Source organism: Tateyamaria armeniaca, from assembly GCF_045797845.1.
GTDB lineage: Bacteria > Pseudomonadota > Alphaproteobacteria > Rhodobacterales > Rhodobacteraceae > Tateyamaria > Tateyamaria armeniaca.
Genome location: NZ_JBHDIY010000002.1, coordinates 3,295,296 through 3,316,283 on the forward strand (window position 1 = coordinate 3,295,296; position 20,988 = coordinate 3,316,283).

General features: G+C 61.8%; 21 protein-coding genes and 1 pseudogene. 9 read left to right on the top strand and 13 right to left on the bottom strand.

Annotation, left to right across the window (positions count from 1 at the left end; all coding sequences use genetic code 11):
* Positions 1-75 precede the first annotated feature (75 nt).
* Positions 76-1,044 (bottom strand): hypothetical protein, encoded by a 969-nt coding sequence (locus tag ACERZ8_RS16780; RefSeq protein WP_407593294.1) that lies wholly within the window; start codon positions 1,042-1,044, stop codon positions 76-78.
* A 101-nt stretch (positions 1,045-1,145) separates the two neighbouring features.
* Between ACERZ8_RS16780 and infC the strand changes: the two genes are divergently transcribed.
* A complete protein-coding gene (gene infC, locus ACERZ8_RS16785; RefSeq protein WP_455771653.1) occupies positions 1,146-1,802 on the top strand; it encodes a translation initiation factor IF-3 in 657 nt (218 codons plus the stop codon).
* A 65-nt stretch (positions 1,803-1,867) separates the two neighbouring features.
* Here the strand turns inward: infC and ACERZ8_RS16790 are convergent, their stop codons facing one another.
* From ACERZ8_RS16790 to ACERZ8_RS16815, 6 genes and pseudogenes are all read right to left on the bottom strand, one after another.
* Positions 1,868-3,814 (bottom strand): OmpA family protein, encoded by a 1,947-nt coding sequence (locus ACERZ8_RS16790; RefSeq protein WP_407593295.1) that lies wholly within the window; start codon positions 3,812-3,814, stop codon positions 1,868-1,870.
* Positions 3,815-3,947: 133 nt separating this feature from the next.
* Complete coding sequence (locus ACERZ8_RS16795; RefSeq protein WP_407593296.1) at positions 3,948-4,736, bottom strand: FAD binding domain-containing protein; 789 nt, start codon at positions 4,734-4,736, stop codon at positions 3,948-3,950.
* Between the two features lie 90 nt (positions 4,737-4,826).
* A pseudogene (locus tag ACERZ8_RS16800) lies at positions 4,827-7,189 on the bottom strand (xanthine dehydrogenase family protein molybdopterin-binding subunit).
* Between the two features lie 87 nt (positions 7,190-7,276).
* Positions 7,277-7,762, bottom strand: coding sequence for a (2Fe-2S)-binding protein (locus ACERZ8_RS16805; RefSeq protein ID WP_407593297.1), 486 nt, complete (start codon positions 7,760-7,762; stop codon positions 7,277-7,279).
* A 124-nt stretch (positions 7,763-7,886) separates the two neighbouring features.
* Positions 7,887-8,879 (bottom strand): molybdopterin-binding protein, encoded by a 993-nt coding sequence (locus tag ACERZ8_RS16810; protein WP_407593299.1) that lies wholly within the window; start codon positions 8,877-8,879, stop codon positions 7,887-7,889.
* Positions 8,876-9,844, bottom strand: coding sequence for an XdhC family protein (locus ACERZ8_RS16815; protein WP_407593300.1), 969 nt, complete (start codon positions 9,842-9,844; stop codon positions 8,876-8,878). The genes ACERZ8_RS16810 and ACERZ8_RS16815 overlap by 4 nt, the downstream gene beginning before the upstream one ends.
* A gap of 150 nt (positions 9,845-9,994) precedes the next feature.
* Between ACERZ8_RS16815 and ACERZ8_RS16820 the strand changes: the two genes are divergently transcribed.
* Genes ACERZ8_RS16820 through grxD form a run of 3 tightly spaced genes read left to right on the top strand, consistent with a single transcriptional unit; the run spans position 9,995 to position 10,912 of the window.
* A complete protein-coding gene (locus tag ACERZ8_RS16820; protein ID WP_407593301.1) occupies positions 9,995-10,234 on the top strand; it encodes a BolA/IbaG family iron-sulfur metabolism protein in 240 nt (79 codons plus the stop codon).
* Positions 10,234-10,548 (top strand): hypothetical protein, encoded by a 315-nt coding sequence (locus tag ACERZ8_RS16825; protein WP_407593302.1) that lies wholly within the window; start codon positions 10,234-10,236, stop codon positions 10,546-10,548. The genes ACERZ8_RS16820 and ACERZ8_RS16825 overlap by 1 nt, the downstream gene beginning before the upstream one ends.
* 1 nt (position 10,549) lies before the next feature.
* Positions 10,550-10,912 carry a Grx4 family monothiol glutaredoxin gene (gene grxD / locus ACERZ8_RS16830; RefSeq protein ID WP_407593303.1) on the top strand — a complete coding sequence of 121 codons (363 nt, stop codon included), beginning with the start codon at positions 10,550-10,552 and terminating at the stop codon, positions 10,910-10,912.
* 45 nt (positions 10,913-10,957) lie between these two features.
* Here grxD and ACERZ8_RS16835 read toward each other — a convergent pair whose 3' ends face one another.
* Complete coding sequence (locus ACERZ8_RS16835; protein WP_407593304.1) at positions 10,958-11,350, bottom strand: cell division protein ZapA; 393 nt, start codon at positions 11,348-11,350, stop codon at positions 10,958-10,960.
* Entirely contained in the window at positions 11,343-11,834 is a 492-nt protein-coding gene (locus tag ACERZ8_RS16840; protein ID WP_407593305.1) for a hypothetical protein, read from the bottom strand. The genes ACERZ8_RS16835 and ACERZ8_RS16840 overlap by 8 nt, the downstream gene beginning before the upstream one ends.
* 281 nt (positions 11,835-12,115) lie before the next feature.
* Here ACERZ8_RS16840 and tkt point away from each other — a divergent pair, with 281 nt between their 5' ends.
* Positions 12,116-14,131 carry a transketolase gene (gene tkt, locus ACERZ8_RS16845; protein ID WP_407594301.1) on the top strand — a complete coding sequence of 672 codons (2,016 nt, stop codon included), beginning with the start codon at positions 12,116-12,118 and terminating at the stop codon, positions 14,129-14,131.
* An 84-nt stretch (positions 14,132-14,215) separates the two neighbouring features.
* Here tkt and ACERZ8_RS16850 read toward each other — a convergent pair whose 3' ends face one another.
* Entirely contained in the window at positions 14,216-14,848 is a 633-nt protein-coding gene (locus ACERZ8_RS16850; RefSeq protein ID WP_407593306.1) for a TetR/AcrR family transcriptional regulator, read from the bottom strand.
* 120 nt (positions 14,849-14,968) lie between these two features.
* Entirely contained in the window at positions 14,969-15,925 is a 957-nt protein-coding gene (locus ACERZ8_RS16855; protein ID WP_407593307.1) for a DUF808 domain-containing protein, read from the bottom strand.
* A 205-nt stretch (positions 15,926-16,130) separates the two neighbouring features.
* Here ACERZ8_RS16855 and gap (ACERZ8_RS16860) point away from each other — a divergent pair, with 205 nt between their 5' ends.
* The 4 genes from gap (ACERZ8_RS16860) to ACERZ8_RS16875 all read left to right on the top strand — a co-directional run bounded on the left by gap (ACERZ8_RS16860) (position 16,131) and on the right by ACERZ8_RS16875 (position 19,629).
* Complete coding sequence (gap, locus tag ACERZ8_RS16860; RefSeq protein WP_407593308.1) at positions 16,131-17,132, top strand: type I glyceraldehyde-3-phosphate dehydrogenase; 1,002 nt, start codon at positions 16,131-16,133, stop codon at positions 17,130-17,132.
* 64 nt (positions 17,133-17,196) lie between these two features.
* Positions 17,197-17,340, top strand: a complete 144-nt coding sequence (locus tag ACERZ8_RS16865) for a hypothetical protein (protein WP_407593309.1) — start codon at positions 17,197-17,199, stop codon at positions 17,338-17,340.
* Between the two features lie 133 nt (positions 17,341-17,473).
* On the top strand, positions 17,474-18,478 hold the full coding sequence (gene gap / locus ACERZ8_RS16870) for a type I glyceraldehyde-3-phosphate dehydrogenase (RefSeq protein ID WP_407593310.1): 1,005 nt from the start codon (positions 17,474-17,476) through the stop codon (positions 18,476-18,478).
* 125 nt (positions 18,479-18,603) lie between these two features.
* Entirely contained in the window at positions 18,604-19,629 is a 1,026-nt protein-coding gene (locus ACERZ8_RS16875; RefSeq protein ID WP_407593311.1) for a nucleotidyltransferase family protein, read from the top strand.
* On the opposite strand, the gene coaD is transcribed toward ACERZ8_RS16875, so the two are convergent.
* Positions 19,626-20,123, bottom strand: a complete 498-nt coding sequence (gene coaD, locus ACERZ8_RS16880) for a pantetheine-phosphate adenylyltransferase (protein WP_407593312.1) — start codon at positions 20,121-20,123, stop codon at positions 19,626-19,628. The two genes, ACERZ8_RS16875 and coaD, sit on opposite strands and share 4 nt — an antisense overlap.
* 144 nt (positions 20,124-20,267) lie before the next feature.
* Complete coding sequence (locus ACERZ8_RS16885; protein ID WP_407593313.1) at positions 20,268-20,702, bottom strand: CBS domain-containing protein; 435 nt, start codon at positions 20,700-20,702, stop codon at positions 20,268-20,270.
* Positions 20,703-20,988: the final 286 nt, after the last annotated feature.

The following is a 20,988-nucleotide window of genomic DNA, read 5'->3' on the forward strand; positions in this document are numbered from 1 at the left end:
GTTCACCCCGCCGCACAAAAAAAGGGCCGCGCCCGGATATGGGTCGCGGCCTTTTCTATTAATGGTCTGGGTGGATCAGAGACCCATCGCCTCTTTCACACGATCCAGCAATTCCGACAGCAGTTCAGGATTGTCCTGTGCCTGCTGCAAGCCTGCTTTCAGCGAGGTCTTGGTCAGCGCATCAAGATCGGAGCCGTCGATCATTTCACTCACCTTGTCGAACTCGAACCCGTCGACCGTCAACAATTCTTCTGTCGCTGTCGCATCTGCGACTGCTTCAGTACCGGCTGTTGCAGTGTCTGCGGCTTCGTCCACGGCGGCAGCGGTTGTGTCGGTCGCTGTGTCTGTTGCTGCTTCGGCGGCTTCAGTTGTTGCCTCCGCCGCTTCGGTCGCGGTGTCTGCGACAGCGTCGGCTGTGGCGTCAGCAGCTTCTGTTGTCGCCTCAACGGCATCTTCGGTTGCCTCGACCGCTTCGTTTGTCACATCGGCCGTTGCTTCGGCCACATCAGTTGCGGCTTCGTTTGTCGCCTCAACGGCTTCGGCGGCTGCGTTACCAGTGGCATCTGCTGCTTCGGTGGCAGTCTCAGTGGTCGCGTCGACCACATCAGAGGCCACGTCACTTGCAGCGTCCGCCGCGTCAGATGCGGTGTCGGTCACAGCGTCAACTGCATCGCTTGCTGCGTCCGCCGTTGCGTCGGCGGCGTCACTGGCCGCATCGCCCGTGCTTTCCAGCAGCGATTGTGCCGTATCCGTGGCGCTGTCAACTGCATCGCCCACTGTTTCAACTGCGCTTTCAGCAGCTTCGCTGACCGCATCAGCCGTTTCCTCGGCGGCTTCTGTCGCGGCCTCAACGGCCTCGGTCACAGCGCCTTCTGTGGCTTGAACGGCATCGCCTGCCGCTTCGCTGGCACTTTCCAGCGCTTCGGGTGCGTTCACGGCATCGGCGGCTTCGGTGATCGCCTCCTGCGGTGTCTGGCCTGAGTAGAGCAGGTATGCGCCTCCTGCGACGACGACAGCCACAACAATCCAGATGAGATTCTTCATGTCTTTTCCTCTTTTAGACGGCTGCGTGCAAAACGCCCGCGCTCTGTCATTGGTTCCCGGCTGTCAGATGAGCGCCCAAAAGGAAAGGTTCAAGGGGGAAAATGTCAGATTTCGGCGCAGGATGGCTTATTTCGTGGGTTGAAGAAAGCAATGCGGACAGCTACGTTCTGGCCTCGAAATTCTGCAACAATTCAAGGACAACTATCATCGCTCGCAGACCCCACAACGCGCCGCCGCAACGCGACACCGGCCCCCGCGTCAACGACAAGATCCGCGCCCCCGAAATCCGCCTGATCGGCGCAGATGGCGAAAATGCCGGTGTTGTCAGCCCCGAACGCGCCATGGAAATGGCCGAAGATGCGGGCCTTGATCTGGTCGAGATTTCCCCGAACGCTTCGCCGCCCGTGTGCAAGATCATGGATTTCGGCAAGTTCAAATACGAGACCCAGAAGCGTGAGGCCGAGGCCCGCAAAAAGCAGAAGATCATCGAGATCAAAGAGGTCAAGTTCCGCCCGAACACTGACACCAACGATTACGATGTCAAAATGCGCAACGTGTTCAAGTTTCTGGAAAACGGCGACAAGGTAAAGATCACCCTGCGGTTCCGTGGCCGCGAGATGGCGCACCAGAACCTGGGCCGCGAGCTGCTGGAACGTGTCGCCGAGGACACCAAGGAACATGGCAAGGTCGAGAACTTTCCCAAGATGGAAGGCCGCCAGATGGTCATGCTGATCGGCCCGATGCCGCAAAAAGGCTGATCTGCCCCGCTGTAGATGAAAAAGAGCGCCCTTGCAGGCGCTCTTTTGCGTTTTCAGGGCGACGTTCAGCGCAGCAGCGACGTGATATTGCGCACAACAGCGCGTCGGTTGGCTTGCTCCGCCCCTTGCGTCTGAATCTTCAACGCACTTTCGCCGTAGCCTTGCGTGATCAGGTTCTCAGGCGGCACGTCGAAATATTCCGTCATCGCCAGTGCGACCGTTTCCGCACGACGATCCGACAGGGCAAGGTTGTAGGAATCGCGCCCGACGGCATCCGTGTGCCCCTCGATCAGAAAGACAGCCTCGGGCGTGGTTTCGATCACGCCTGCAATCGCACGACCCAACGCCACCAGTTCTTCGGCCTGATCGGGTGAAATCGCGGCTGACCCGCTGGCAAAGGTCACGGCATCCAGCTCGATCGCCGGAGCCAGTTCGCGTACCGATTTCAACCCGCGGATCTGCGCGAGGGAAAAGTTGCGCCCCACATCGCTTTGCGCCTGCTGTTGCAGCGCGATCCGCAGGGCCAGTTCATCATCGATGTTGACGCGAGGCTGCTCGGGGGCCGGCTGTGGCAGCACAGACACCTGCACAGGATCAAAGTCGACCGTGTCGTCGATCAGCGTGACTTCGGACCCATCCGGATACACCACGAACCGTTGCAGCACCCGCCCATCGGCTGCCGCAATGGTCACGATGCGGTTGCCATTGGGCCGTGTCACGATTGTCCGGGTCGAGCCATCGTTGAAGGTTTCTGTGCGCACGTCCGATCCGGGGCGACGCAGCAGTTCATTGTCGTTTTTCAACACGCGCAACCCGTCGTCGCCTTCGACAACGACCCGGTCGCCGCTGTTGGACACAACCCGGTCACCGTTCTTGAGGACCGAACCGACCACCACAGCACCCAAGCCAAGCAGCAGCGCCTTTTCGAACTTGCTGAGGCCATCATCGCCAGAGGCCTGCGCCTGCGGTGTGAACTCCTCGTTGCTGGCGCGGCTGGTATCTTCGGTCACGGCTTCGGTTTCGACGTCGGCCACTTCCGCTTCGGCGCTGACGGCGGCGGATTCAGCGGCCTCAGCCTGCCGCTCCGCTTGCCGCTCGGCCTGTTGTTCCTCGGCCTGAAGCTGTTCTTCTTCAGTCAGCACGGGCGGGGCGGTTTCCGCTTCGGCTGTTTCGGACGTGCCGCTTTCTTCAGTTGTGGTTTCAGATGTCGCTGTTTCAGTCTCGGCGGCTTCGGCCTCGGACGTCGCGGCGGTATCTGCAGTGGAGTCCGCCTCTGTCTCAACAGGCGTTTCAGCGGCAGCAGTGGCGTCCGCGTTGGTTTCCGCCTCTGGTGCGGGCGTCACCTCTTCGGCTGTCTCGGCCTGTTCAATCTCTCCGGCTTCTTCCACCTGCTCGACGTCGCCAGCTTCTTCGGCGGCCAGTCTTTCGGCTTCCGCAGCCTCCTCTGCCGCTACCCGCTCCGCCTCAGCAGCAGCGGCGTCTGCTTCCTCTGCCGCCAGTCTCTCAGCCTCAGCAGCCTCCTCAGCAGCCACACGCTCCGCCTCAGCGGCGGCAGCAGCCTCTGCTTCCTCAGCCGCCAATCTCTCAGCTTCAGCAGCTTCCTCAGCGGCCACACGTTCCGCCTCAGCGGCGGCAGCAGCCTCCGCTTCCTCAGCGGCCAGTCTCTCAGCCTCGGCAGCTTCCTCAGCAGCCACACGTTCCGCCTCAGCGGCGGCAGCAGCCTCCGCCTCTTCAGCCGCCAATCTCTCAGCCTCAGCAGCTTCCTCAGCAGCCACACGTTCCGCTTCAGCGGCAGCAGCGGCCTCCGCTTCCTCAGCGGCAAGGCGCTCAGCTTCAGCAGCCGCGGCTGCCTCTTCCTCCAGCTTCTTGCGCAGCAGCTCTTCTTCGCTCGGCGCTGCGACCTCAGCCTCTGCTTCAGTTGTGGTATCTGTGCTTTGGGCAAATGCCCCGTGCGGCATGGCGAGCGCGGCGCTGAGCGCTATGATGGCTGTGTTGTTCAGAAAGCGATTCATGGTTTTAGTCCTCCAACCGAAATGACGGCGCATCACTAACGTGCGGCGCGACCGGCGGGTTCCATGTAAGCGTTGCGACAACGAAAAAAGCCCCGCACCCGGCGGGGCTTTCTTCACGACTGTGAAATGGGCGCTATTCCGCCGCAGCGACCGCGCGTTTGGTCATAACTCCGCACAAGTGCGCGCGGTATGCGCCGGTGCCATGCAGATCAGAGATCATGTCGTCCCCGCTCAGGGACAGCCCGTCGATCGCTTCGGCTGCGAAATTCGCCGACAATGCCGCCTCGGCCTCGGCCCAGCGGAACACGCCGTCATTCGAGGCACCGGTGATCGCCACGCGCACGCCATCCGCATACTTCGCCACGAAAACCCCAACCAGCGCAAAGCGCGAGGCCGGTTGCACGAACTTTTGATAGTTGGCCTTTTCCGGCACGGGAAAGCGAACTTCGGTCACGATCTCGCCCTCGTCCAGTGCGGTGGTGAACATGCCCTGAAAATAGTCATCCGCCGCGATTTCGCGCGCGTTGGTCACGATAGTCGCACCCGATCCAAGGGCCGCCGCCGGATAGCAGGCAGAGGGGTCGTTGTTGGCCAGCGAGCCCCCGATCGTGCCACGATTGCGCACTGCCGGATCACCGATATGTGCCGCGGTTGCGGCCAGCGCAGGATAGGCACCCGCCTCTGCTGCAACAGTCGCATGGGTGGTTGCCCCGCCGATACAGACAGCACCGTCATCGCCCGTGCACACGCCCTGCATCTCGGCAATGTTCTTGAGGCTGACAAGGGTCGATGGGCTGGCAAGGCGCTGTTTCAGCGTGGGGATCAGGGTTTGCCCGCCCCCCAGTGCCTGTGCATCCTCAGCGCCAAGGGCCGCAACTGCATCCGCCACCGACTCTGGTTTTTCAAATTCGAAGTTGTACATCTTCAGTCCTTTCTCCCGGCAGGATGATCCATCTTCATCTCGCCAGATAAACTCCGGGGTCTGGGGCAGCGCCCCAGTCCCACATTTCCGTTAGCCGTTCATCGCCGCCCACACCCGGTCGGGTGACAAAGGCATGTCGATATGGGTCACGTTCTTGCCCGCCGATTGCAGCGCATCGACCACCGCATTGACCACCGAAGGCGGAGAGCCGATAGCCCCCGCCTCGCCACAGCCCTTGACCCCCAGCGGGTTGTGCGTGCACGGCGTCTGGCAGGAGTGATCGACCGCGAACATCGGCAGATCATCCGCGCGCGGCATCGCGTAATCCATGTAGGATGCGCTCAGCAACTGGCCGTTTTCATCGTAGGAACAGTTTTCCAGCAGCGCCTGCCCGATCCCCTGGGCCAGACCGCCATGCACCTGCCCGGTCACGATCATCGGGTTGATGATGTTGCCGAAATCATCCGCCGCACAGAACCGTTCGATGCTGACTTTGCCAGTGTCAGGATCCACTTCAACTTCGCAGGCATAAGCCCCTGAGGGGTATGTGAAGTTTGCCGGATCGTAGAACGCCGTTTCCTCCAACCCCGGTTCAATATCCTCAAGCGGGTAGTTGTGCGGCACGTACGCGGCCAGCGTCACATCCCCCAGGCCACGGACTTGTCCGTGCCCGCGACAGAGAATGCACCGTCCTTGAGCTCAATATCGGCCTCGGAGGCTTCGAGCAGGTGGGAGGCGATCTTTTTGGCCTTCGCGATGATCTTTTCCGTGGCCCGCACCATGGCCGACCCGCCCACCGCGATGGAGCGTGAGCCATAGGTGCCCATGCCCATCGGCGTCTTGGCGGTGTCGCCATGCACGATTTCGATCATGTTCTCGTCGATGCCGATCATGTCGGCAACCACCTGGGCAAAGGATGTTTCGTGCCCCTGCCCGTGGCTGTGACTGCCGGTCATCACGACCAGTCCGCCGGTGGCGTTGACCCGCACAGTGGCGGACTCATAAAGCCCCGCACGTGCCCCCAACTGTCCGACAAGGTTGGAGGGCGCGATGCCGCAGGCCTCGATATAGCAGTTGACGCCAAGGCCGCGCAGCTTGCCGTTCTTCTCGCTCTCGGCCCGGCGTGCTGCGAAACCGGCGAAATCGCCCATCTCTTCCAGCTTGTCCATCGTGGCGTGATAATCCCCTGTGTCATATTCGACGGCCACGGGTGTGGCATAGGGGAATTCGGTGATGAAGTTCTGGCGGCGCAGCGCGATGGGATCGACCCCCAACTCACGTGCGGCCTTGTCCACGACCCGCTCAAGCTGAAACGTCGCCTCGGGACGGCCCGCCCCGCGATATGCGTCCACCGGGACGGTGTTGGTGAACACCGCCTTCACGTTTACATAGATCAGCGGCGTCTTGTAATTGCCGGCCATCAGCGTGCCATGCAGCCACGTGGGTACGGAGGGCGCAAAGGTCGACAGATACGCCCCCATATTCGCGTGGGTTTCCGTACGCACTGCGGTAAAGTTGTTGTCGCCGTCCAGCGCCAGTTCGATCTTGGTGACGTGGTCACGACCGTGCGCATCCGAAATGAACGCCTCTGAACGGCTCGACGTCCATTTGACGGGCCGGTTGCAGGCCTTCGCCGCAAAGGTGCAGAACGCCTCTTCCTGGTAGTGGAAAATCTTGGTGCCAAACCCGCCGCCCACGTCCGGCGCCACAACGCGCAGCTTGTGTTCGGGGATGCCAAGGACAAACGCGCCCATTAGCAGGCGGATCACATGCGGGTTCTGCGAGGTGGTATAAAGGGTGCTGTCATCGGTGCCGCGGGCATAATCGCCCACCGCCACGCGCGGCTCCATCGGGTTGGCGACCAGACGGTTGTTGACCAGTTCGAGCGACGTCACATGCGCAGCCTCTTCAAAGGCCTTGTTCACCGCATCCTTGTTCTCTTCGACAAAGCCCCAGTCATAGCAAAGGTTGTCGTTGAGATCGTCGTGAACCTTGGTTGCACCGCTTTCCAGAGCCGCCTTCATGTCCACCACGGCCGGAAGTTCGGCAATGTCGAGCTCGATCGCCTCGGCGGCATCGCGCGCCTGTTCGGCTGTTTCGGCGACGACGGCCGCGATGGGTTCACCGACATGGCGCACTTTGCCCTGGGCCAGGATCGGGTGGGCCGGTTCCTGCATGGGCTGGCCATGCTTGTCGGTCACCTGCCAGCCGCAGGGCATACCGCCCACGCCTTCGAAATCGGTGCCTGTAAAGATACGGACGACCCCCGGCATGCCGGATGCGGCGGATGTATCCACGCTGTTGATGGCCCCGTGGGCCATGTCCGAGCGCAGGAAATGCACATAGGCCTGACCGTGAATGTTGATATCGTCGGTATAATTGCCGGCCCCTGTCAGAAACCGTACGTCCTCGCGCCGCTTGCTGCTGGCGCCGATGCCTCCGTCTTTTGGCATGTTTTTCTCCCTGTTGGCGCGGCAAGCGGGTCCGCCTGCCTGCTGACTGTCGACCCGAAAGGATATCCGGGCCGAGGAATGTTCGTGTTATTCCGCCGCGATGGCGCTGACATCCTGACCGGAGGCCGCCATGATCGCCTTGACGATGTTGTGGTAGCCCGTGCAGCGGCACATGTTCCCTTCGAGGTAGGCGCGCACTTCGGTCTCGCTGGGTTTGGGGTTCTCTTTCAGCAGTGCGGCTGCCGACATCACCATGCCCGGCGTGCAGAATCCGCATTGCAGGCCGTGATGATCCTGAAATGCCTGCTGGATCACGTTCAGCGATCCGTCCGCATTGGCCTGTCCTTCGATGGTGGCGACGTCCGCGCCATCGGCCTCAGCCGCCAGCATTGTGCAGGCTTTCACCGCCAGACCGTCCACATGCACTACGCAGGCCCCGCATTGCGAGGTGTCGCACCCCACATGCGTTCCCGTCAAATTCAGCTGCTCACGCAGGAAAGACGACAACAGCGTGCGCCCCTCCACTTCGCCAGACGCAGCTTTTCCGTTCACAGTCATTGTGACCTGTGCCATGACATCCTCCCTTTTGGCGTTCTTGTTTGGATGCGAGTTAAGCACGCCACCCGCCCCTTGAGAACAGAAAATTTCGCCCGCGGCGCGAAATCGCAAGATCGTGCAAGGTGTTATGGCCGCTCTGTCAGGTGGCGCGGGGTCGGGGCCGGGTCGGGATTTCCTTGAGCAGACCGCCCACGCCCATGGCCGAAATCTCGGCCTGCCCCAGCGGGATGCCGCAAATCAGACGCTCAAGCACCCAATCCGCCCCATTCAGCGCAGGCGAGCGCGCGCAGCCCGGAAGGCCGATGACGGGTTTGTCGCCAAAGTCCCCGATGAACAGCAGGTTGCCGGGATCGACCGGCATGCCAAAGACGCTGACACGGCCCCCCGCTGCGCGCAGCCCTTCGGGTGCGACGTCAATCACATCCGACGTGGCCGAGGCCGTGAGGATAAAGACAACTTCTCCTTCGGCTCGTGCAATCGCCTCTGCCAAGGGGTCCACTTTGTGCGGAACGACCACGCGAGGGCCTAGGCTAAGGCCCATGCGATCAAGCCGCCCCACAAGTGCGGCGCGCCCCTTGTCGCCCGGCACCCCGTCTCCCACTTGCGTTTCGATCAGCGTCGCGGTGCCAAAGCGCGGAGCTTCGACCGACAAGGCCCTTGGAGCAGCCGCGCAGGCTTGTGTCAGATGTGCCTCGGGCACGGCATAGGAAATGATCTTGATCGTGGCGACCATCGTGCGGTCCTCGACCCGGTGGAACGGGGCGACAGTGGCAAGTGTGATCATCGGATCGACTGTGTTGAGCGTGGTGACCGCATCAACGTCGATACGCACAACCCCCGGCCCTGTTGCATATAGGTTCACGCGCCCCGCCCCGGCTGGCGCGATGCGCAACCCCTGCCCCTCGGGGTCCGGCACAAGGGCGTGGGCCAGCGCTGTGGCGGCGGCGTCTTCCTCGACATCCCCTGCCTCAAGTCGCGCGACAACCAGCGTGTCGTGCCCTTGCGCGGCAAGGTCGGTCACGTGAGCCTGTGTCAGCTTGGTCCCTTTGGGCACCCGACCGGCGGCGGACATAATCGAATGGGCCAAAACCGCACCCGCCGCCTGCGCCACCGGGACCGGGCCAAAGATCATTCCGGCCTCCGCAGGGCCTGTACCATCTGGGCAAGGATCGACACGGCAATCTCGGGCGGACTGGCCGCCCCGATATCAAGGCCGACGGGGCCGCGAATGCGCGCAATCTGTTCGGGGTCAAACCCGGCCTCGCGCAGTCGCTCCACCCGCTTGGCGTGGGTGCGGGTGGACCCGAGCGCGCCGATATAGAACGCGTCCGATTTAAGCGCGATATGCAGAGCCGGATCGTCCAGCTTGGGATCATGGGTCAGCAACACCAAGGCCGTGCGCGCATCCATGCCCACCTGCGCCAACGCCACGTCCGGCCAGTCATCCAGCAGCGTTTCGCCTGGAAAGCGCGCTTCGGAGCCGAAGGCGGCGCGTGGGTCGATAATGATCGGATCATAGCCCGCAATCCGCGCCATGGGCACGAGGGCCTGCGCGATGTGCACAGCGCCCACGATCGCCAGACGCAGGGGCGGGTTGTGGATGGCGACAAAGGTGCGCCCGTCGTCCTCCACCCCAGTGCGATCGCTGGCAAAGCGCGCGGCGTGCCCGTCATGATCGACACGGCGTTCCCAGCTTTGCAGATCGACCACATAGGCGGCGGCCTTGCGCGCGGCCCGGGCGGCCACAAGGGTGTCGAGCAGATCGACAGGCATGGCCGCGCCTACGGGTTCGACCAGCACCTTGATCGTGCCACCACAGGCCAGCCCGACGGCAAAGGCATCGCCGTCGCTCACCCCGTATTCCAGCAGACGCGGCGTGCCGTCCTCCAGGGCCTCCATCGCCTCGACAACCACAGCGCCCTCGACGCAGCCGCCCGAGACAGAGCCCATCATCTCGCCCGATCCCGACACGACCATCTGCGCGCCCGCCCGGCGCGGGGCGCTGCCCCAGATCTGCACGACCGTGGCAAGGGCCGCACCCTGCCCACTTTTGACCCAGGCCAGGGCCTGTTCCGGTGCCGTTTCAACCGAATCCATCACGCGCGTCGCCTTTGCTGGTCTGGGGCGTGCGCAGGGTGACCTGCGCGCCCATGCATATGTAACCCCGCGCGGGAACATCCGCAAACGCTTGCACCCCCCGCCTGCCGCCCTAAATCTGAAACAACAGCAGATCGGAGAATGCACCCCATGCCCATGCAAGCCCAGGAAATCGAGGATCTGATCCGCGAGAGTTTCCCAAGTGCCAAGATCACGATCACAGACCTTGCGGGCGACGGGAACCACTATTCCGCCGAGGTGATCGATGCGTCATTCGCAGGCATGAACCGGGTCCAGCAACACCGCGCTGTGACCAAGGCGCTCAAGGGCAAAATGGATGGCAGCCACGGCGAGTTGCACGCGCTGGCCCTCACGACGAAAGCGCCCTGATGGGCCTCCTGTCCCTCCTCTCTGCGCCGTTTCGGCGTGGCCCCCGCCGCCCGATGGCGACGCGCCAGCCGGGCCGGGACGAGATGGGACAGATGCGCGATGTGCCTCTGGGCATGGAGGCCACCGATCTTGACCTGGTCGACCGCGTGAACCGGCGCAACGATGCGCTGGAACGCACAAGTGCTGTGGCCAGCCGGAGACGCGGGACCAAAGGCAGCTTTACCGCCGCCGCCAGCACCAAAGTCGATGCGATGCCCGAAGACGAAACCTATGCGGCGCGCTATCACCGCGCCTTCAACGAGAAAGATGACTGACATGAGCGATGCAAACGCACGGATTTCCGAAACGATCAAAGCCAATGACGTGGTGCTTTACATGAAAGGCACCAAGTCCATGCCGCAATGCGGCTTTTCCAGCCGCGTGGCTGGTGTTCTCAACTACATGGGCGTCGAATTTGCGGATGTGAACGTGCTGGCGGATGAAGAAATCCGGTCCGGCATCAAGGAATTCTCGGACTGGCCGACCATCCCGCAGCTTTACGTCAAGGGCGAGTTCGTGGGCGGATGCGACATCATCACCGAGATGACGCTGTCGGGCGAGCTGGACACGTTGTTTTCCGAAAACGGCGTGAGTTTCGATCAGGACGCCGCCGACAAGATCCGCGAAGCCAACGGCTGAGCATCAGGGGTGATGGGGCGCAGACACGCTGCGCCCTGATACCTTTCAGGTGGTCTTTTCCTCGACATCTGCGGCCAGCGCCTCGGCGCGCGCGGCCAGTTCGGCGAGTGTTTCGGTCACTTCTCTTGGCACGACCGGCACTTCGATCCGTTCGGGTTCGGGCGCGCCAAGTGTGCGCAGACCCTCCAGTTCGGCCTCGCGCTCGGCAAGCGAGGCTTCGACCTCGCGCATGCGGTCCTCCACACTTGCCGTCTTGTCGGCCAGCAGCAGCCCCGCCATCAACAGCATCCGCGCCTCCGGCATGCGCCCGGCCTGATCGGCCAGCACTTGTGCTTCGTCATCCAGCATTTTGGCGGCGGCGTGCAGATAGCTTTCTTCGCCATCCTGACAGGCCACGTCAAAATTGCGCCCGCCAATGGAAATGGTCACTTCAGGCATCCGTGTTCTCCTCGCCCTGCACCTCGATCTGGTCCAGCAGCGGAGCCAGCGCCCCGATGATGCTGGAGGCTTCGGCCACATCGGCGGCGCGTGCGGCGCGCAGGCCTTCAAGCTCGGCCATCATCGCCTTGTTGATCAGGTGCGGCTCGCCCACCCCTTCCTCGTTCGCAGTGCGCAGGGCCGCGTTGGACTGGCGCAACTGGTCATTGGCCTTGCGCAAGCGCTGCAATTCAAGGTCCATCGCCGCCACACGAGTCTGTACGGCTTCGGATGCGGCCTTGGCCTCGGCCAGTGCTTCGTCCTGACGGTCTGCCATCTTGCGGACCCGCTCGGTCAATTGGGCGTTGGCGATCTTTTCGTCGTCCAGTTCCGCCTGCAATGCGGCGGTGTCGGCCCCTTGCGCGCTGCCCAGACTGCCCATGCCGGCTGCAATCCGGTCCATGGCTGAGGTCAGCCGCTGCTGTAATGCGTCAATCTCGCTCATCGCGATGCCTGTCTCCCTTTCGTCCCGGTCTGTGGCTCCGGGTGTCTGTCTGGTCCCGGTTCAGAGGCGAGATCGCTGCGCCGTCCGGTTGCCTGTCAGTTTATCCAATGCTTTTTGGAAATGCGCCCCCCTTTGCGATCAACCACTTGCGGGTCGGCATTGAAGTGTCACATGCACCTGCGCGCAGATCCGCCTGCCGGGGGTGGCGTTACAGCGCCTTGATCTTTGCCCCTTGCCTGATATTGAGCGCAAAACCTCATGATCCAAAGGACATCGCAATCGTGGACCTGACTGCCCTTCGCACCGCCCATCCCGACCATTGGTCCAAAGCCACCGCCATCCGCGCCCTGACGCTGGATGCCGTTGCTGCGGCAAATTCCGGCCACTCCGGCATGCCCATGGGGATGGCGGATGTTGCGACGGTCCTGTTCGAGAAACATCTCAAGTTCGATGCCTCTGCCCCGAACTGGCCGGACCGTGACCGGTTCATCCTGTCTGCGGGTCATGGGTCGATGCTGCTTTATTCGCTGCTGCACCTGACAGGCTATTCCGACATGACGCTGGAGCAGATCAAGAATTTCCGCCAGTGGGGGTCGATCACCGCTGGCCACCCGGAATACGGGCACGCCGCTGGGATCGAGACAACCACCGGCCCCTTGGGTCAGGGCATCGCCAATTCCGTCGGTTTCGCCATGGCCGAGGAGTCCCTGCGCGCCCATTACGGCAAGAAGATCGTCGATCACTATACCTATGTCATCGCCGGTGACGGCTGCCTGATGGAAGGCGTGAGCCAGGAGGCGATCACCCTTGCCGGTCGCCACCGTCTGGGCAAGCTGATCGTGTTCTGGGACAACAACAACATCACCATCGACGGCCCCGTGACCCTCGCCGACACCACCGATCAGCCCCAGCGCTTCAAATCCGCAGGCTGGGCCGTGATCGAGGTTGACGGGCATGACCCCGATGCCATCGATGCCGCCATCACCAAGGCCAAGAAACAGAACAAGCCCACCATGATCGCCTGCAAGACCCACATCGCGTTGGGCCACGCCGCACAGGACACGTCCAAAGGGCACGGCGCGCTGACGAACAGTGACCAGAATGCGGCGGCCAAGGCAGCCTATGGCTGGACAACGGGGCCCTTTGACGTTCCCAACGAGGTGAAATCCGCATGGGAGGCCATCGGGTCACGCGGTGCCGCCGCCCGCGCCGAATGGGAAGAACGCTTTGCCTCTGTCTCGGGGCGCAAACAGGCGGAATTCAACCGTGTGATGGCCCGCGAAGTGCCCAAGAAGCTGTCGGCGACCGTCAAGGCGTTCAAGAAACAGATGACGGAAAGCGCGCCCAAGCTGGCGACGCGCGCAGCGTCCGAAAAGGCGCTGGAAGTGCTGAACCCGGTGCTGAGCGAGACCATCGGCGGTTCGGCGGACCTCACGGGGTCCAATAACACCAAGACGTCCGATCTGGGCGTGTTCGATGTGGACAACCGCAGCGGGCGCTATGTCTATTTCGGCATTCGCGAACACGGCATGGCGGCGGCCATGAACGGCATGGTGCTGCACGGCGGCATCCGCGCCTATGGCGGCACGTTCATGTGTTTCACCGACTATGCCCGCCCCGCCATGCGTCTGGCGGCGTTGATGAAAATCCCGACCACCTTCGTGATGACCCATGACAGCATCGGTCTGGGCGAAGACGGCCCCACGCACCAACCGGTCGAGCATCTGGCGATCAGCCGTGCAACACCGAACACCAACGTGTTCCGCCCTGCGGACGCGGTTGAGACGGCAGAGGCGTGGGAACTGGCGTTTTCATCGACTGAGACCCCATCCGTGCTGTCCCTGACCCGTCAGGGTCTGCCCACGGTGCGCGCCGAGCACAAGTTGAAGAACCTCACAGCCCAAGGCGCCTACGTTCTGGCCGAAGCAGAGGGCAAACGTCAGGTCATCCTGATCGCGACAGGGTCGGAAGTGTCCGTCGCTTTGGAGGCGCGCGATATGTTGCAGGAGTCCGGCATCGGGTGCCGGGTGGTTTCGATGCCCTGCATGGAACTGTTTGCAGCACAGGACGAAGCCTATCGCCGCAAGGTTCTGCCCGCCGGTGCCGTACGCATCGGGATCGAGGCAGCCGTGCGTCAGGGCTGGGACCAGTGGCTGCTGGGTGAACGTGGCAATGCCAAGAAGGCGGACTTCGTCGGCATGGACGATTTCGGGGCGTCAGCGCCTGCGAATGTGCTGTTCGAAAAGTACGGGATCACAGCCGCAAACGTGGTCGAGAAGGCCAAAGCGCTGCTCTAAGCATCTCTTTCAAAAAAGAAAGGCCCCTGCATCACGCGGGGGCCTTTTTCATTGAAGATACGGGCGCCAAGGCACCCCATCCGTTCATCCATCTCGCGCCCATGGGCGGTCAACCACGGGTTTGCGCGCCGTGTCACTGACATAAGACGCAATCAGGCGGTCAATCGCGGCCCGTGTCAGGCGCGAATGGTCCGTGGAATAGCCAAGGCTCGCCACAAAGCTCCAATGCGCGTGCATCATCGAGACAAAGAGGTAGGACAGTTCCTCGCAGGAATGCCCGTCAAGTTCGGGATAGGTGATGGCCAGTTCGTGCACGATGACTTGGCCGAGGGTCTTGTACTGATCGCACAACCGGTCTTTCAGCGCGTCCGATCCGACAGCATAGGCGAGCAGTGAATCATAGGCCTCCAGATTGTCGGGCATCGGATGGCCGTCGGCGAGATCGAAAAAGAAGTCGAGGAAGAAGCCAAGGCGCTTGACCTCGCTGACCTTGACGATGCCCGCCACAAGCAAGTCGCGATATCCATTGCCAAGGAAATCGCACAGCGCGACGATCAGCATATCCAGATCAGCGTAATAGTAGCGGACCAGTTGGCGCGACAGCCCCGCCTCGGCGGCGATGGCCTCAAAGGACAGGGCCTGAATGCCGTTGTCTTTGATCAGCCGGGTGGCGGCGTGCAGGATCTGGGTGGTCTTGTCGTTCGTCTGGTCATTCATGGTGCGGTTCCGAAGTCGGGGTCGCGCAGCAAATTAGCAGGCGACCGGGCGAAATAAAGCCCCCTTGCTGCTTTCGCTGCGCCAGAACATACGGGACAGTTTGCGCGCCGTCACGATCCGTCAGACCGGTTTTGGAGCAACGGCCCGCCAGATCGGCGTGATCACCTTTTCCCCCACAGGGATCAGAAGGAAGCCAACGACGAGGCCCAGAATACCATCAATCGTGGCCTTTGTCGCCCATTCCAAAAAGCCTGACCCGGCTCCTACAGCCTTGCCGATGCCATAAATCAGTTCTTCGGGGCCGTGCCAGCCCATCTCGGCCAGCCCGTGCACGATGATCGACCCGCCGACCCACAGCATTGCAGCCGTGCCAACGATGGTGAGCATTTTCATGAAACCCGGCATCACCTTGACGATCCCACGCCCCAAGGCACGGGTCAGACCCAAACGGCCGTTCGCGGCAAGCGACAGGCCCACATCATCCGCCTTCACGATCAGCGCGACAGAGCCATAGACCGCCACGGTGATCATCACGGCCACTGTTGCGAGCGTCGCGGCCTCGAACCAGAAATTGCTTTCGGGAATGGCGGCCAGCGAGATGGTCATGATCTCGGCAGACAGGATGAAGTCGGTCTTGATCGCCCCTGCCGCCTTTTGCTCTTCAAGATGTGCGGGGTCCTGCACTTCGGTCTCTTTGCCCGGATAGTCATCGTGGCCATGCCCCCAGCCCAGCACATGGGCGACTTTTTCCGCCCCCTCGAAACACAAATAGGCCCCGCCCAGCATCAAAAGGGGCGCAATGGCCCAGGGCGCAAAATTGGCGAGCAACAGACCAACCGGCAACAGGAACACCAGCTTGTTCTTGAGCGAACCCTTGGTGATGCGCCAGATGATGGGCAATTCACGTTCGGCCGCGAAGCCTTGCACATATTTCGGGGTCACAGCGGCATCGTCGATCACGGCACCTGCGGCTTTGGCCCCGGCCTTGGCCGCCTGCCCGACTACATCATCGACGCTCGCGGCTGCCACTTTGGCGATTCCCGCGACATCGTCCAACAGCGCCAAAAGTCCACTCATACCGCCCGCTCCTGCATCATGATCCTAAGTTAGCGCATAACATGCGACAAAGGTTCCGTACACTGTTAGCGCCAACTGCATACGGTTGCATACGTTTATCGCTAACATGCTGTTTTCCAGTCACTTTCACCCTTCCCACATAGAACCAGCGCGGCTAACAAAAGCGCGGGTGATTTGGGTTTTGTGACAAAAGGGACAACCGGAAATGACGATCAAAGTTGGTATCAACGGATTTGGCCGCATTGGCCGCTGCACCCTGTCCCATATCGCGACATCCCTGCGCAACGACATCGATGTGGTCGCCATCAACGCGACTGGTCCGCTGGAAACCTCGGCGCACCTGATGCGCTACGACAGCATCCACGGGCGCTTTCCCGGCACGATCACGGTGTCAAATGACGCGATGGATCTGGGTCGTGGCCCGATCCGGATGATGTCGACCTATGACATGAACGACCTCGACTGGACCGGCGTGGACGTGGTGCTGGAATGCACGGGCAAGTTCAATGACGGGCACAAGGCTGCCGCACATATGGCACGTGGCGCGCGCAAGGTGCTGCTGTCCGCGCCCGGCAAGAACGTCGACAAGACAGTCGTGTTCGGCGTGAACCACCGCGACATCGCCGCCAATGACCGGATGATTTCGAACGGGTCCTGCACCACAAACTGCCTCGCCCCACTGGCCAAAGTGCTGGACGAGGCGTTCGGGATCGAGGGTGGGATCATGACCACCATCCACAGCTATACGGGCGATCAGCCCACGCTGGACCGCCGCCACGACGACCTTTACCGCGCACGTGCGGCGGCCATGGCGATGATCCCGACATCGACCGGGGCGGCGAAGGCGCTGGGCGAGGTTCTGCCCAACCTCGCAGGCAAACTGGACGGCACAGCGATACGCGTGCCCACCCCCAATGTCAGCGCGGTCGATCTGACCTTTACCGCCGGGCGCGATGTCACGGTCGAACAGGTCAACGCCGCCGTGGCCGAGGCCGCAAACGGTGAAATGGGCCGCGTGCTGGCCTATGATGACGAGGCCAAAGTGTCGGTCGATTTCAACCACACCGAACACTCAAGCATCTTTGCGCCCGAACAGACCAAGGTGATGGGCAAGCGCCTTGTGCGTGTGCTGGCCTGGTATGACAACGAATGGGCGTTTTCGGTGCGCATGGCTGACGTGGCCGTGGCGATGGGTCGGCTTGGCTGATCACTTGCGTGATGCGGGCGGGGCTGGCACAAGACCGCCAACACTTCTCAACCTCCCGGACCATATGACCAATCGCGGCGCTGTTATCCTTGGCCTTCTGATCATCGGCGCGATTGCGCTGGACGTGATGATCTATGGATCGGAACACCTGGTTTTTCTGGGAAAGAAGTTCACCGACATGCTGGAATGGATGGCATTCTGGCGCTAGGCGGCACCCGCGCCAGCGCCCTGCCCGGTTGACATTGCGGGCCTTTTGCTTTTGTTAGCGGTAACGGCGCTTGGCCCCTTTGGGTCGCGCGTTTCAGACTGAACCTGACATCAATCAGCAGACGGGAAAGACAATGGCCATCAAAGTTGCAATCAATGGATTTGGCCGCATCGGCCGCAATGTGCTGCGTGCGATCGTGGAAAGCGGGCGGACGGATATCGAAGTGGTCGCGATCAACGATCTGGGTCCGGTCGAGACCAACGCACACCTGTTGCAATACGATTCCGTGCATGGACGCTTTCCCGTTCAGGTCAAGACGGGCGCTGACAGCATCGATGTGGGTGGTGGCCCGATCAAGGTTTCCGCGGAACGCAACCCGGCCGACCTGCCGTGGGCCCATGTGGACATCGTTCTGGAATGCACCGGCATATTCACCTCGAAGGAGGCGTGTCAGGCCCACCTCGAAAACGGCTCCAGCCGGGTTCTGATTTCGGCCCCCGGCAAGGATGCGGACAAGACCATCGTCTACGGTGTGAACCACGACGCACTGACGGGCGACGATATTGTCGTCTCGAACGCCTCCTGCACCACAAACTGCCTGGCCCCTGTCGCCCACGTGCTGAACAACGACATCGGGATCGTCAAAGGATTCATGACCACGATCCACAGCTACACCGGCGATCAGCCGACGCTGGATACGATGCACAAAGACCTATACCGCGCGCGCGCCGCAGCCCTGTCGATGATCCCCACCTCGACCGGCGCGGCCAAGGCCGTGGGTCTGGTGCTGCCGGAACTGGCGGGCAAGCTGGACGGTGTCGCAATTCGCGTCCCCACCCCCAACGTGTCCGTAGTCGATCTGACATTCGAGGCATCGCGTGCCACATCCGTGGAAGAGATCAACGAGGCCATCAAGGTTGCGGCCAATAATGGCCCGCTCAAAGGTGTGCTTGGGTTTACAGATGCGCCACTGGTCAGCTCGGATTTCAATCACGATCCGCATTCAAGCATCTTTGCGACCGACCAGACCAAGGTGATGGACGGCACGATGTGCCGCATCCTGACGTGGTATGACAACGAATGGGGCTTTTCCAACCGCATGGGCGACACGGCAGTTGCGATGGGCAAGTTCCTGTAAACCCCCTGTAACAATGACAAATTCGGGCGCCCTAGTGGCGCCCTTTTTGTTTCAATCACTGTGTGCATCACTGAATTCTTTGCTGCACACTTGCTTTATGTGCAGCAAAGTTTTATTTGATGCACATGGCCATCCTCTCCCATTCCCGTGCCGCACAGGTCGCCTATCAGGACTTGCTGCACCTGCATCTTGACGAACGCGCCTCGGCACTGATCGGCACGCTTGAGACGCGCACGCGCAACGGGCGGACGTATCTCTACGACAAGTTCCGCATCGGCACGCAGATGCAAAGCCGCTATCTCGGCGAAAACACCCCGGAGCTGCGCGCACGGCTGGACCGCGCCGTGGCCCTCAAGGCCGACAGCGATGCACGGCGCAAGACAATGGCGCGTCTGGCGCGCACCCTGCGGGCCGAAGGGTTCATCGCCACCGACCGCGACACCGGATCGATGCTGGCGGCCTTTGCGCGCGCAGGCATGTTTCGACTGGGCGGCACCCTGATCGGCACGGCCGCCTACGCGCTATATCAGGGCGAGTTGGGTGTGCGCTTTGACACCGACGAACTGGCGCAAACCGGTGACATCGATTTCGCGAGCTTTGAGCGGCTGTCCGTCGCGCTGGATGACGAGATCGAAGAGACGCCGGGAGAGATCCTGAGCGCGCTCAAATTCGACGCCGTACCCGGCGTGTTCGACAGTCAGGTCTGGAAATGGCGGCAAAGCAGCGGCGCGGGCATGGTCGAATTTCTGACCCCGGCCTTTGGTGATGAAACGGTTAAGCCCCTGCCCGCGCTGGGCGTCAGCGCGCAGGGTCTGAACTACCTCAACTACCTGATTGCAGATCCGATCCACGCCCTTGCGCTTTATCGCTCGGGCATTCTGGTTCAGGTACCCCGGCCTGAAAAATACGCAATCCACAAGCTGATCGTGGCAGACCGACGCCGCGAAGGGCCGGATCAGGCCAAGGCCCGCAAGGACCGCGCCCAGGCCGCATTTCTGGTGTCGGTACTGGCCGAGGATCGCCCCGACGATCTGGCAGAGGCCTATGCAGACGCTCTGGACCGCGGGCCGCGCTGGCGCCACCGGATCGCGGCCAGCCTCAGCAGGTTGCCTGAGACAGCCGCACAGCTCGACGCATTGAGTGGACGTTAGTCGCTGGAAAACCGGCGTTTCAGCGCGTCATTGACCAGCGGGGTCACGAACTGGCTCACGTCTCCGCCAAGGCGCGCGATTTCCTTGACCAGTTTCGACGCAATCGCCTGATGTTCGGCCTCGGCCATCAAGAACACCGTTTCGATGCTGTCGTTGAGGCGACGGTTCATGCCGACCATCTGGAATTCATACTCAAAGTCCGCCACCGCACGTAGGCCACGCACGATGATCTGCGCGCCGACATCGGCGGCGCAATCGATCAGCAGATTTTCAAAGGGATGGGCAATGATTTCCGTGCCGGTCTGTTCGCTCAGGATGGCGCATTCCGCCTCGATCATGGCCACACGCTCTTCGAGGGAAAACAAGGGCCCCTTGTCACGGTTGATCGCAACGCCGATCACCAACCGATCCACCATGGGGCTTGCACGACGGATGATATCAATATGCCCCAGCGTGATGGGATCGAATGTGCCGGGGTAAAGGGCGATGCGCATATGGCGCCTCCGTCAGTCGTATTGACCGCACTGCACCATTAACGGGCGCGTATTGCAAGCAGGCTCAATGGGCCGTGAAAAGGCCATTTGGCCGGGCCATCTGTTATGAACCTCTGGGCAATCATTCTATCATGACCCTCCGGGTCAATGGCCCATGATCATGCCTTGCAACGCATCCTTTTCCATCGCCAGTTCGGTCAAGCGGGCCTTTACCGCGTCGCCCAGCGTGATCAACCCGACCAATTGCCCATCCTGCAACACGGGCATGTGGCGGAACCGTCCGTCAGTCATCTTTTGCAGCACGGAATCCGCACTGTCATCGCGCCCGCAGGTCACCAGTTTGGATGTCATGTAGGTGTCGACCCGGTCGTTCAGGATCGCCCCGCCCCGTTGGGACAGCATCCGCACAATGTCCCGTTCGGACAGGATCCCGTCGGCCCGCTGCCCGTCTTTTGAAATCACCACGGTCCCGATCTTGCGCTCGGCCAGAATGTTCACCGCCTCGGACACCAGCGCGCTCGGTTGGACAGTGACCACCGCATCATCGGATTTCGACTTGAGAATCTGGTGCACAAGCATGGTGAGGTCCTTCCATTTACGACTGCATGGCCCAAGCGTCGGGCGCAACGCGGTCTTCTGTCAAGTGCGCAATGCGGGCGTGGCCGTGTCGGCGCGGATACGCGCCGGGGTGAGGTGCAACCATTGCGGGTTGGTTTGCCGATATGTTTGCACCTGCAAAGCCATGATTTTAATCAACTAATCAGCGGCAGACCATTCTCGTGCACTTGACCGCGCGACCGAACCGTACTGACCAGTTCATACAGAGCCCCAACGCGCCAAATCGCCCAGTTGCCCCTTTTACCCG